This window comes from Saccharopolyspora sp. NPDC045941 (assembly GCF_056431445.1).
In genome coordinates, this window is sequence record NZ_JBWKKU010000007.1 from 204,953 (window position 1) to 216,264 (window position 11,312).

The window sequence follows — 11,312 nt, forward strand, 5'->3', positions numbered from 1 at the left end:
CCGTTGGCTGGGCCTGGGGTGCTGGGTGGCTTCGATCGATCGCACCGCCTATCCGCGGTTCAAGCGCGTGGTGTCGGTCCGTGAGTTGGCGGAGGCGTTCACTCCGGTCGGCGACGAGGTTGAGTGGGCTCGGGGGCGGAGTCAGGGCGAGCCGAACTTGCTGGCGTTGGTGGTGCTGCTGAAGTGCTACCAGCGGCTGGGGTACTTCCCGAAGCTGGCTGACGTGCCGGTGGTGGTGATCGATCATGTCCGGACCGCCTTGGGGCTGGCCGAGGACATTCCGGCGGTGCACGAGTCGGATCGGACGTTGTGGCGCCACCGCGACTACGTCCGTGACCGGCTGAACGTGGTCTACAAGCCCGCCGAGGCGCGGGCGATCGCCGAGAAGGCGATCCGCAAGGCGGTTACCACGAAGGACAACCCGGCCGACCTGATCAACGTCGCGTTGGAGGAGCTGGTCCGGGCTCGGCGTGAGCTGCCCGGTTTCACCACGCTGGACAAGATGGTCTCCGCGATCCGCACCGAGACGAACACCGAGTTGTTCGCGCTGGTCGCGGCCCGGTTGGACGCTTCGGACCGGCGGCGGCTCGCGCGGCTGCTGTGGCTGGACCCGACGTCGAAACGCAGCGAGTTCGACCGGCTCAAGACGCCGGCGAAGGCAGCGACGCTGGGGAAGTTCAAGCTGCGCCTGGCCCACCTGCAAGCGCTCGACGAGCTCGGCGCGACCGAGCGGTGGCTCGACGGCATCCCCGCGACGAAGATCGCGCATTTCGCCGGTGAGGCCCGGGTGACCGACGTCGGCGACATGCGGGATATCGGCGACGTGAAGCGATGGACGCTGCTGGCGAGCCTGATCCACGAGTGCCGGACCACGGCTCGGGACGAGGTCGCGACGATGTTCTGCAAGCGGATGGCGGTGATCCACAAGAAGGGCAAGGAGCGGCTGGCCGAGCTGCACGAGCAGCACCGCGCCGAGTCCGAGCGGCTGCTGGACGTGTTCGGTGACGTCCTCGCCGGCGCCCGGGAGGCCACCGCACCGGCCGACGACGGCGCGGCCGCGCCGGAACCCGCGGCCACGGTGGCCGAGCGGGCCGGGCGGCTGCTGCTCAAGACGCTGGCCGACGCGGGCGGGGTGGAGAAGTTGTCGGCGGCGCACGAGGTGGTGTCGGCGCACCACGGCAACAACTACCTGCCGCTGCTGGAGAAGTTCTACAAGAGCCACCGCTCGGCGCTGTTCACCCTGCTCGACACCCTCGACCTGGAGCCGACCAGCGCGGATCACAGCGTGCTGGACGCCGTCGAGTTCCTGCGCGCGATCCGGGGCCGCACCGGCGAGCACGTCCCGGAAAAGGTGACCGTCGGGCGCGGGGCCGACGCGGTGACGGTGGCGATCGACATCGACTTCGTCACCGAGGCTTGGCGCAAGATCCTGGTGGTGAAGGACCGGCCGGGCAAGCTGGTACGCCGGCACCTGGAGGTGTGCGTGTTCTCCTACCTCGCCTCCGAACTGCGCTCCGGGGACATCGCCGTGGTCGGCGCCGACTCCTACGCCAACCTGCACGCGCAGCTGATGTCCTGGGATGAGTGCGTTCCGCTGGCCGAGCAGTTCTGTGGCCAAGCCGGGATCCCGTCGGACCCGAAGGAGCTCACGGCGCACTACCGGGCGGCGCTGGGTGACATCGCCGCAGTGGTGGACGCCGGGTTCCCGCACAACACCGACCTGTCCTTCGAGGGCGGGCGACCGGTCCTGCGCCGTCGCAAGGGCGCCGACCGGCGGCCGTCCGCGCTGGCGTTGGAGGAGGCGATCCACCAGCGGCTGCCCGAACGCGGCCTGCTGGACATCCTGGCCCGCACCGCGCACCTGGTCGGCTGGCCGCGTCACTTCGGGCCGGCATCCGGGTCGGACCCGAAGATCCGCGACGCGATGGCCCGCTACGTCCTGACCGTATTCGCGAACGGCACCTTGCTTGGCCCGGCGCAGGTCGCCCGGCACATGCGGGACCAGGTGTCGGCGCACGAGCTGTCGATCGCCACGAACAAGCACACCACCTGCGACAAGATCGACGCCGCCTCGACCGACGTGATCAACGAGTTCGCGAAGCTCGACGTGGCCGGGATGTGGGGCGATCGGCGGGTGGTCGCGGTGGACGGCACGCAGGTGGACACGTGGGAGAACAACATCCTCGCCGAGTCCCACATCCGCTACGGCGGGTACGGCGGGATCGCCTACCGGCACATCTCCGATACCTACATCGCGCTTTTCAGCCACTTCATCACGTGTGGTGTGTGGGAGGCCGTCTACATCATCGAAGGGTTGCTGCGCAACGACTCCGATATCCAGCCCGACACCATCCACGCCGACACCCAGGGCCAGTCGCTGCCTGTTTTCGGGCTGGCGGCGCTGCTCGGGTTCGACCTGCTCCCGCGCATCCGAAACTGGGCCGACCTGAACTTCTACAGACCCAGCGTGGACACGCGGTTCGAGCACATTGACTCGCTGTTCGGCGACAACGTGATCGACTGGTGCCTGATCGAGACGCATTGGACGGACCTGCTGCGCACCGCGATCTCGATCAGCGAGGGCCGTCTGTCGTCGGTGACGCTGCTGCGCAGGCTGGGTAACAACTCGCGGAAGAACCGCCTGTACCGGGCGTTCCGTGAGCTGGGGCGCGTGATCCGCACGATCACGCTGCTCCGGTTCCTCACCGACGCGCAGCTGCGCGAGCAGATCACCGCGATCACCAACAAGGCCGAGGCGTTCCACGGGTTCTCCGCCTGGCTGCGCTTCGGCGGCGAGGCCATCGGGCGCAACGACCCGGACTACCAGGAGAAGATCATCAAGTTCAACGAGCTGCTGGCCAACTGCGTGATCTACTCCAACGCCTGTGACATCACCGCCGCAGCGAACGCGCTCGCCGGTGACGGGCACCCGATCGACACCGACGACCTGGCCACGATCTCCCCCTACATCACCCACACCATCCGCCGGTTCGGCGACTGGGTACTGGACCTGTCCCCGCCGGACGCGACACCAGTGACCACCCTTGACCTGGTGCCGGGTGCGCTGTTCCCTGGCGACATCGTCGCGGCCGCAACCGCGCAGCGCCGGACACGGCAGCGCGTTGCCTCGAAGAACGGTTCCTGACGGTGCCACCAACACTGGGCAGCTACGTCGTCCCGGTCACAAGCCGGTTAGCGGCGCAACTCAGGCATCCGAGGAACGTTCGGCTTCTGCGGGGGTTGGGGCGTGAGCGTTCCAGCTGGCCAGCAATCGGATCGCGTCGTGTTCCGGTGAGCCCGGCTGCGGGGTGAAGACGGTCAGGACCTGGTCCCCGGTCGCATCGACGGTGAGGTTCTCGAAAGGCAGGATCACCTCGCCGATCAGGGGGTATCGGACGACCTTGGCGCCGGCCGGTCCGGGGACCCTCAGTGCGCTCGGGGGAAAAGCCGCTCGACAGCGGTCACCACCGCGGCGCGGCGGGCGGTGGTGGCGGGGTCCACGGCGTGTGCGGCGGCGGCCTCGCTGAGTTCGGGTTGCGACGCCCAGGTCATGGCGATCTGATTGACCAGGGCGAGGACGTCGGCCGGGTCCCAGGCGGGGTCGAGCTGTCCAGCCTGCTGCACCTGGCGGAGCTGGTCGATTTTGCGGGCGATCACTGCCTGGGCGGGATCGTCGGCACCGGTTGCGGTGCCCGGCAGTTCGAGGCGGCCCCAGGTGATCAGGCGGTGATGGTCTGGACGGGCGACGAAGTAGTCGAACAGGCGGCCCGCGTAGCCAGGGAGGTCGGACGGGTCCATCTGAGTGGCCTCGGCGATGACGACATGCTCCCGTGCAGCGACGTCGGCATAGAGCGCATCTTTGCTGCGGAAGTAGGCGTAGACGCGTTCTTTGCTGGTCCTGGCGAGCTTGGCGATGCGGTCCACGCGGGCGCCGGCGATGCCGTGGTGGGCGAACTCCTCCATGGCAGCGGTAAGAATGCGCTGGCGCGTGGTGTCGCCGCCGGCGGCGCCGGGCGCTGCGGTCTGGCCGGAGTCGCGGGACTGTGGCATAACCCCAGGATAGAGCACCGAACCGTTTGGTTTGGCATCGCGGGCGATCGGCAGGTAGAGTCAAACAGAACAGTTCGGTTTGACCTCTTCGGGTGAACCGGCGAAACACTGAGGGAGTGAACTCATGCAGCACCGCAATCTGGGCTCTCAGGGCTTACGCGTCTCCGCGCTCGGCCTGGGGATCATGGGCATGTCCGTGGCCTACGGCGCCTCGAACAACGACGAGGGCATCGAGACCATCCGCCGCGCCCACGAACTCGGGATCGATTTCTTCGACACCGCCGAGGTGTACGGCGCCGGTACCGGCAGCAACGAGATCCTCCTGGGAAAGGCGGTCAAAGACTTCCGCGACGAGGTGGTCCTCGCCACCAAGTTCGGTTTCGACATGACCGCCGACCCGCTCGGCTACGGCGTCGACAGCCGCCCCGAGAACATCCGCAAGGTCGCCGAGAACAGCCTGCGCTATCTCGACACCGACCGCATCGACCTGTTCTACCAGCACATCTCCGACCCCGAGGTGCCCGCCGAGGAGGTCGCCGGCGCCGTCGGAGAGCTGATCTCCGAGGGCAAGGTGAAGTACTTCGGGCTGAGCAACGTCGGCCCGCAGTACATCCGCCGCGCCCACGCCGTCACCCCGGTCTCCGTGCTCCAGTACGAGTACTCCCTCTTCGAGCGGGAGCTGGAGGAGAAGATCCTTCCCGTCCTGCGGGAACTGGGCATCGGCCTGGTCCCCTACTCCCCGCTCGGCCGCGGCTTCCTCACCGGCCAGGTCAAGCCCGCGAGCGAGTACCCCGCCGACGACATGCGCAGCTGGGACGAGCGCTGGCAGGGCGAGAACTACACCTACAACCTGCGCGCCACCGAGCAGCTGAAGGAACTGGCCGCGGCCAAGGGCATCACCCCCGCCCAGCTCGCGCTCGCCTGGTTGCTCGCCCAGGGCGAGGACATCGTCCCGATCCCCGGCACCCGCAGCGCCAAGCGCCTGGAGGAGAACGCCGGCGCCGCCGATGTCCAGCTCACCGACGCCGATCTGCAGCGCATCACCGAGATCATCCCGAACGGCTCGGCGGGCAGCCGCTACCCGGCCGCGTTCCTGTCCAGCTACACCACCGACTGAACCGCCCCTCCACGCGGCCCGCACGGGCCCTCGATCCGCGGAGGCCGCGGCTGCGGGCCGCACCGACTTCGCCGCCTCCACCGAAATGATCTCGCTCGCCATGCTCGGCAAGGTCAGCCAGAAGTTCCGGGACACCTTCGGCGCAGACGTCGACTTGGGCGCCGAGTACATGCCCTTCCGTCAGGTCGCCCGATAGGGCGCGGCCGACCGCACCCGGTGCGAGCCATGCCTGCCCTCATCTACACCGGACTCGGCCTCAGCTCCATCACCTACTTCACGGCCAACCACACCACACAGATCACCGACGCCAGCGGCGCGACATGGAACACCGCGGCACTCAACGAAACGATGATGACCATCAACATCTTCGGCCTCGTCGTCGTGGGACTCCTCGCCTTCGTGACGATCGCCCATGGAGACACCACCCACACCACCCCCTGACACCCACCCACGATCCCGTACGCCACCACCAGCTCGGCCACACACCACAGTTGCCCGGCCCTGGCACCCTGTCCGGCCCTCGAAAACCACCGAGGGCCGGACCGCCGTGCTTCGGTCCTCGGCTGCGATGATCTCGTATACCTCTGCGTAACTGGGTGATGCAGCGTCATTCTCATAAATGACCAGTTGTGACAGTTCTGCGAACAGCCCGATCCGCGCCGAAGATCCCCAGGTCGCGATTCGCACAACACCTCTCATAACTACCCCCGGTTTTGACAGAGTTCTGCGAGACTGGAGGTATGCAACTCGGACCCGAGGACGCCGCGACCGCGGTCGAACGCCACCCCTGCCCGCAGTGCGACGTCCCCGCCGGCAGCGCCTGCCGCACCCGCGCCGGGAAAACCGCCGCGAAGTACCACACCGCCCGCTTCATCCTCGTGCCCTCGCTACGGGACGAGCTCACCGTGGCTGTCCCGGCCGATCGCGGGCCGGGTAAGAAGTGGACACAGGGCCCTGACGTCGCCGCAGCGGCACCGGAGACGAACGGGGCGCCGATCCGGATCGGCTACGCCCGCTGCTCGACGGCCACCCAGGAGTTGCAGAGCCAGCTCGACGCGCTGACGGCAGCGAAATGCACGCGGGTGTTCTCCGAAAAGATCAGCACCCGCATCAAGATCCGCCCCGAACTGGAGAAGGCCCTCACCCTCGCTCACGAGATCAAGACCGCCGCACCGGACCAGCAGGTCATCCTCACCGTGCACGAGATGAAACGCCTCGCCCGCAACGCCGCCGAGCTCATGACCCTCTCCGCGCACCTGCAAGGCGGCGGGGTGCAGCTGGAACTGCTCGCCGGGCCACTGACCGGGATCTACGACCCGCACGGCATGGGATCCATGCTCTTTGCCGTGCTCGCCGTCGCCGCCCAGCTCGACCGCGACTACATCCGGGAGAAGACCCTGGAAGGCCAGCAAGCGGCCGCCGCACGCGGCAACCACGGCGGCCGACCCAAGGTGATCGACGAGGATGACGTGCTCTTTGCCCGCGCGCTCCGAGACAAGGGCACCCCGATGCCCGACATCGTCAAGAAGCTGACCATCAAGACCGGCAAGAACACCGGCCAACACCCCTCAGTCGCCTCGCTCTACCGCGCCCTCGCCGACAGCGACGCCTGACCAGGCACTACCCGACCACTTGGCAGGTTTCTCCCGTATCCCGGCGGTCCCCCAGAAAGAGCTGATCTCCTTCCGCGAAGACGAAGGCGCGGGCGAGCACTGCCACGAGGGCGCGCTCTCCCTGTTCCACCAGCGCACCTTCGACTGGCTCGACACCGCACTCGCCAGCTGACCTGGTCTGGGCGCGTCGCGGTCCTAGGTGGGATTCAGAATGCCGGAGGGTGGCAGGACCCATGTGGAGGCGGCTTTCCCCGGCACAGTCTGGATGAACGCCGTGATGTCGCTTCGGAGATAGGCGTGGAACGCGGTCGGTTCGACGATGCCGGCCAGGCTTGCGCCGACGGCTTCGAGGGCGGTCTTCATGCCGCCGAACACAATTTCACACAACGATCGTTATGAAAATTGTGTGGCAGAATCGGCGGGGTGCCGAACACGAAGGCCCGGCTGCCGGGTGGCGATGGCGGGACCGAGCCCGTCGTGCAGCGCGGCCGCCCGACCGGGGACCACGCCGGCGATGGCGGGACCGAGCCCGTCGTGCAGCGCGGCCGCCCGACCGGGGACCACGCCGCGAAGCGGGCGGAGCTGCTGAAGGCGGCGACGTCGGTGATCGCGCGGGAGGGCTACGCCAACGCATCACTGCGCAAGGTCGCTCAGCGCGCGGGATGCACGACCGGGGCGGTGACCTATTACTTCGCGAACAAGGAGGAACTGGTCACCGCGTTGGCCGAAAGCCGGTTCGACACCTACGACGCGATGCTGGAAGCCATCCGCGACCAGGGCGACATCGAAGCGCTCATCCAGCGATGGCTGGCCCTGACCACCGGTGAACCAGAGTTCTGGCCGGTGATGTCCCAACTGCTCGCCCACGCTCGCTACGAACCGGCCCTCGCCGCCGTCATCGAGCAGCGCTACGCCCGCTACCGCGACATGTTCGCCACGATCCTCGAAGCCGGCCAAGCGCGAGGCATCATCCGCGACGACATCCCCGCGGACCTGCTCGCAGACCAACTCGCCGCCATGGGCGACGGCTGGATGTTGGTGTACCCCTTCGAACCCCAGAGGTTCACCCCGAGCCGGCTCCAAGTCCTCACCGAAGCCGCCCTCGCCTTGATCGCCCCCGCCCCGAGCTCGTAACTCGCGAACTCCTCGCGGTGACGGGGCATCGCGCGATCAGTCGCGTCGGCCAGCGCACGACCGCAAGCCTCCCGACGACCGCGGGAGCGAAACGTTGCTGCCGGAACTGGTCAATGTCCGTGGGTGACTTGCGGAGTCGAGCGTTACGTCGCACGGAACCGGCCTTGCTCGACTTCCGCGACCAGTCCCTTGCCGATCAAGCGGTCCAGGTGTCGCATCGCCGTTCTCCGCTCGACCGGATTCACGTGCGCGCCTTCCACATGCGGCCGGTAGACCAGCCTGTGCTCGACGATCTCCGCGACGGTCCGCGGTTCACCGAGTAGCCCCAGTAGCACCGCGTCCCGCTTCTCCACCACACCGGCGAAGGCATCGAGCCGCCTGCGGAAATCGTCGGCGCCCTCGATCACACCCTTCTGATGCGACGTGCCGTACCAGCGGGCATCGATCTCCCGGCATCGGCGCATGGACTCCTCGAAGTCCACGAGACTGCTGCCGACGTCGCCGTAGTAAGGACCGAACGACGTCAGATCGACATCCGCCACGAACAGGAATCCGTCCGGCTCGACCAGGAAACCGCAATGACCTGCCGTGTGGCCGGGAAGGTGCACCACCGTCACAGTGCGCCCGCCCAGATCGAACACTGCTCCGTCGGTGAACTTCAGCGCGTCCGGACGATCCCGCACGTGGAACTTGTCCCGCAGCTTCCGGTCGGCATCGTCGATGGCGTCGGGAGGAAGTCCCAATCCGGCGACCATCACCTCGCGAGATCGCAGCCCGTCGATGTCCGCCTCGTGGATGTGGACCGGCACGTCGTAGTTCCCGAGACCGGCGACGTGGTCCTCGTGCGCGTGACTGACGAGCACCACGTCCGCGGGTGGCGCCGCTTCGACCAACGACAACGACGGATCGACGACCAGCGCGGCGTCGCTGCCGCGCACCACCAGCGAGTTGCCGAACGGGTAGGCGCCCCGCTGCGCGCCGATGAGCACGGTGACCTCTCCGTACTTCAACTCCGTGTACCCCGTGGCGACCAACTCGAGTTCCTCCCGCGTGCTCTCGGCTGACGTGGTTCGGGTGGTCCAATGTGGACGATCCGGAATCCGGCCACCAAGCACCGCAACGTCATTCGTGCCGGTCGGGAATCCCGGCGTGCGCGCCGGCCGATGGAGGCATCGTACCGAGCCCCAAGATTTAACACAACGTTCGTTATGTAAATTGCGGAGCGCCCGTAGTCGCCGGGTTCGGCCAAAGCGTCATGGCCGGGTCGCTTTCTGCGGGTCATTCAGAGGCAGGCGCGGTTCGGTCGCCACGCGACGGCTGGATAGCCAGACCACGAGAGCGCAGGCCGCGAAGGCTGCGCCGAGGATGCTGGAGCCGGCCCATCCGGCGCCGGCGAACACGGTGGTCGTCGTGGTGGCGCCGAGGGCGGAGCCGAGGGAGTAGAAGATCATGTAGCCGCCGACGACGCTGCTGGTGCGGTTCGGGTGGGCCATGGTGAGCAGGTGCTGGTTGCTCACGTGCACGGCTTGGACGGCGAAATCGAGCACGACCACGCCGATGACGACGAGCCACAGCGACCACGCCGCTTGCCCGATGGCCAGCCATGAGGCGGCGAGGAGGACGAGCGCTCCGCCGGTGACGGCGCTCGTGAATCCGGCGTCGGCCCAGTGTCCCGCCCGGGCGGCGCCGAGCGCGCCGACCAGGCCGGCAAGGCCGAACAGGCCGACCTGCGCCGTGCTCAGATGCCACGGGGCGGCCGCGAGCGGTAGCGCCAGGCCGCTCCACAGCGTGCCGAAGGACGCGAACAGGAAGAACGCGATCAGTCCGCGCGAGATGAACAAGCGCTCGCGGAACAGTCCGCCCAGCGATGTGAGCACCTGTCGATACGTGGTGTGGTCGGCACGAATGTCCGGCGGCAGGGTTTTCAGGACGAGGCACGCCAGCGCCACCAGGAGCACGGCGAGCGCGACGTACACGCTGCGCCAACCCCATACCGCGGCCAGGGCTCCGGCCGCGACGCGTGCCCCGAGAATGCCGATGACGACACCGGAGGTCGCCACGCCGAGGTTGCGGCCGCGTTCCTCGGGCGTGGACAGGGCTGCGGCGTAGGCCACCGTCGTCTGGACGACGACCGCGAACAGGCCGGCGACCACCAGTCCGGCAAGTAGCACCCAGGCCCGAGTGGCTGCCGCGGCCAGCGCCGCACCCGCCGCGGTCAGCAGAAGGTGTCCCGCCATGAGCTTGCGCCGATCGATCATGTCGCCCAACGGGACGAGAACGGCCAGTCCTGCCAGATAGCCGAGCTGCCCGGCGGCGACGATCCACCCCAGGTGGGCATCCGGAATGCCCAGGCCGGTTCCGATCTGAGCGAGAACCGGCTGGGCGACGTAGATGCTCGCGACAGCGACCGCGCAGACCGCGGCGAACAACGTCCTTCGGCCAAGGCCAATGGTCGGGCCCATCCGCCCTCCTTCGATTAGTAGCAAATTGCAACTGATTCGAAGGTACGGCAGAATGGTTTCAAACAGCAACTCTTCGGGGAGGCACGGTGACTCAGACCGCGATCAGTGCCGAGGATGTGGCCTGGACCGACCCGCCCTGCCCGGTGGCGCGAACGCTTGACCTGATCGGTGACCGTTGGAGCCTGCTCATCGTCCGCGACGCGATGGACGGCGCGCGAGCGTTCACCGACTTCCAGCAGCGCACCGGGATCGCCCGCAACATCCTCACCGACCGGCTCCGCCGGCTGGTCGAGCGAGGCATCCTCGACCGGAAGACCGCACCATCGGGCAGGCGGCAGCTCTACACGCTCACCCCTGCCGGGCGCGACCTGTTCACCATCATCGTGGCCCTGCGCCAGTGGGGAGAACGCCACGCCTTCGCCCCCGACGAGAACCACTCCGTCCTCGTCGACGAGCTTGGTCTCCCGCTTCCGGAGCTCCGGCCGATCGGCTCCAGCGGCAATCCCGCCGACGTCGACACGACCTCCGTGCGAAAGGATCACTGATCCCGGCGCCGATGAAGTACTCACGTCAATCCAAGAGCCGTCCCAGCGGCCAGCAGCCTCGTGACGGCGACGATGCCCTGACGAGGCAGAGCACCAGCCCGAGTGCGACAGCGCGGCGAACCCGCGCGGGAGCTCGCTCTCCCACTTCCAGTGCTGCCGCCCCAGGTTCTAGGGACTGTAAGTTCTGCGGCTCTGTCGCTGGTTGCGTGATCAACTGTCGGCCTGGTGGCTGGTGCTGTTCGGGTCTTTGTGATCATGGTCGGCGTGTGATCATCAGTGTTTGGACTCGTTGCTGCCCCACCTGGCCGGCGTGATGGTCGAGCGGATCGAGCGGTCCGGGGCAGGCGTGCTGGTCTGGGCACGTGTCAAGGCCGACGATGGCATCTGCCCG

Annotated in this window: 12 protein-coding genes; 7 read left to right on the forward strand and 5 right to left on the reverse strand. The window is 67.8% G+C overall.

Translation table 11 applies throughout. The annotated features are described in order from the left end of the window. The first annotated feature begins 25 nt into the window (after window positions 1–25). Window positions 26–3,145 (forward strand): Tn3 family transposase, encoded by a 3,120-nt coding sequence (locus AC07FN_RS08290; protein WP_478394986.1) that lies wholly within the window; start codon window positions 26–28, stop codon window positions 3,143–3,145. A gap of 60 nt (window positions 3,146–3,205) precedes the next feature. On the opposite strand, the gene AC07FN_RS08295 is transcribed toward AC07FN_RS08290, so the two are convergent. Together AC07FN_RS08295 and AC07FN_RS08300 are read right to left on the reverse strand one after the other, a co-directional pair. Further along, on the reverse strand, window positions 3,206–3,430 hold the full coding sequence (locus tag AC07FN_RS08295) for an MmyB family transcriptional regulator (protein ID WP_478395007.1): 225 nt from the start codon (window positions 3,428–3,430) through the stop codon (window positions 3,206–3,208). Continuing rightward, on the reverse strand, window positions 3,427–4,050 hold the full coding sequence (locus AC07FN_RS08300) for a TetR/AcrR family transcriptional regulator (RefSeq protein WP_478394987.1): 624 nt from the start codon (window positions 4,048–4,050) through the stop codon (window positions 3,427–3,429). Before AC07FN_RS08300 ends, AC07FN_RS08295 begins: the two co-directional genes overlap by 4 nt. A 124-nt stretch (window positions 4,051–4,174) precedes the next feature. Here AC07FN_RS08300 and AC07FN_RS08305 point away from each other — a divergent pair, with 124 nt between their 5' ends. The 4 genes from AC07FN_RS08305 to AC07FN_RS08320 all read left to right on the forward strand — a co-directional run bounded on the left by AC07FN_RS08305 (window position 4,175) and on the right by AC07FN_RS08320 (window position 6,952). Further along, entirely contained in the window at window positions 4,175–5,167 is a 993-nt protein-coding gene (locus AC07FN_RS08305) for an aldo/keto reductase (RefSeq protein ID WP_478394988.1), read from the forward strand. A 225-nt stretch (window positions 5,168–5,392) separates the two neighbouring features. Continuing rightward, on the forward strand, window positions 5,393–5,608 hold the full coding sequence (locus AC07FN_RS08310) for a hypothetical protein (protein WP_478394989.1): 216 nt from the start codon (window positions 5,393–5,395) through the stop codon (window positions 5,606–5,608). A 299-nt stretch (window positions 5,609–5,907) separates the two neighbouring features. Beyond that, a complete protein-coding gene (locus AC07FN_RS08315; RefSeq protein ID WP_478394990.1) occupies window positions 5,908–6,780 on the forward strand; it encodes a recombinase family protein in 873 nt (290 codons plus the stop codon). A 19-nt stretch (window positions 6,781–6,799) separates the two neighbouring features. Next, a complete protein-coding gene (locus AC07FN_RS08320) occupies window positions 6,800–6,952 on the forward strand; it encodes a hypothetical protein (protein ID WP_478394991.1) in 153 nt (50 codons plus the stop codon). 23 nt (window positions 6,953–6,975) lie between these two features. Here AC07FN_RS08320 and AC07FN_RS08325 read toward each other — a convergent pair whose 3' ends face one another. After that, window positions 6,976–7,143 (reverse strand): hypothetical protein, encoded by a 168-nt coding sequence (locus AC07FN_RS08325; protein ID WP_478394992.1) that lies wholly within the window; start codon window positions 7,141–7,143, stop codon window positions 6,976–6,978. 60 nt (window positions 7,144–7,203) lie between these two features. Between AC07FN_RS08325 and AC07FN_RS08330 the strand changes: the two genes are divergently transcribed. After that, the gene (locus AC07FN_RS08330; protein ID WP_478394993.1) at window positions 7,204–7,914 is read left to right on the forward strand and encodes a TetR/AcrR family transcriptional regulator; all 711 of its coding nucleotides are present in this window, start codon (window positions 7,204–7,206) and stop codon (window positions 7,912–7,914) included. Between the two features lie 143 nt (window positions 7,915–8,057). On the opposite strand, the gene AC07FN_RS08335 is transcribed toward AC07FN_RS08330, so the two are convergent. Together AC07FN_RS08335 and AC07FN_RS08340 are read right to left on the reverse strand one after the other, a co-directional pair. Beyond that, window positions 8,058–8,948: an MBL fold metallo-hydrolase gene (locus AC07FN_RS08335; RefSeq protein WP_478394994.1), complete on the reverse strand. Its 891-nt coding sequence runs from the start codon at window positions 8,946–8,948 to the stop codon at window positions 8,058–8,060. A 219-nt stretch (window positions 8,949–9,167) separates the two neighbouring features. Continuing rightward, window positions 9,168–10,376: an MFS transporter gene (locus tag AC07FN_RS08340; protein ID WP_478395008.1), complete on the reverse strand. Its 1,209-nt coding sequence runs from the start codon at window positions 10,374–10,376 to the stop codon at window positions 9,168–9,170. Between the two features lie 86 nt (window positions 10,377–10,462). Here AC07FN_RS08340 and AC07FN_RS08345 point away from each other — a divergent pair, with 86 nt between their 5' ends. Continuing rightward, window positions 10,463–10,921, forward strand: coding sequence for a winged helix-turn-helix transcriptional regulator (locus AC07FN_RS08345; RefSeq protein WP_478394995.1), 459 nt, complete (start codon window positions 10,463–10,465; stop codon window positions 10,919–10,921). The last annotated feature ends 391 nt before the right edge of the window (window positions 10,922–11,312 follow it).

Bases quoted from the DNA above. Each gene is read 5' to 3' on its own strand.
- AC07FN_RS08300 (WP_478394987.1), bottom strand. From the start codon at position 4,050: ATGCCACAGTCCCGCGACTCCGGCCAGACCGCAGCGCCCGGCGCCGCC.
- AC07FN_RS08305 (WP_478394988.1), top strand. From the start codon at position 4,175: ATGCAGCACCGCAATCTGGGCTCTCAGGGCTTACGCGTCTCCGCGCTC.
- AC07FN_RS08310 (WP_478394989.1), top strand. From the start codon at position 5,393: ATGCCTGCCCTCATCTACACCGGACTCGGCCTCAGCTCCATCACCTAC.
- AC07FN_RS08315 (WP_478394990.1), top strand. From the start codon at position 5,908: ATGCAACTCGGACCCGAGGACGCCGCGACCGCGGTCGAACGCCACCCC.
- AC07FN_RS08325 (WP_478394992.1), bottom strand. From the start codon at position 7,143: ATGAAGACCGCCCTCGAAGCCGTCGGCGCAAGCCTGGCCGGCATCGTC.
- AC07FN_RS08340 (WP_478395008.1), bottom strand. From the start codon at position 10,376: ATGGGCCCGACCATTGGCCTTGGCCGAAGGACGTTGTTCGCCGCGGTC.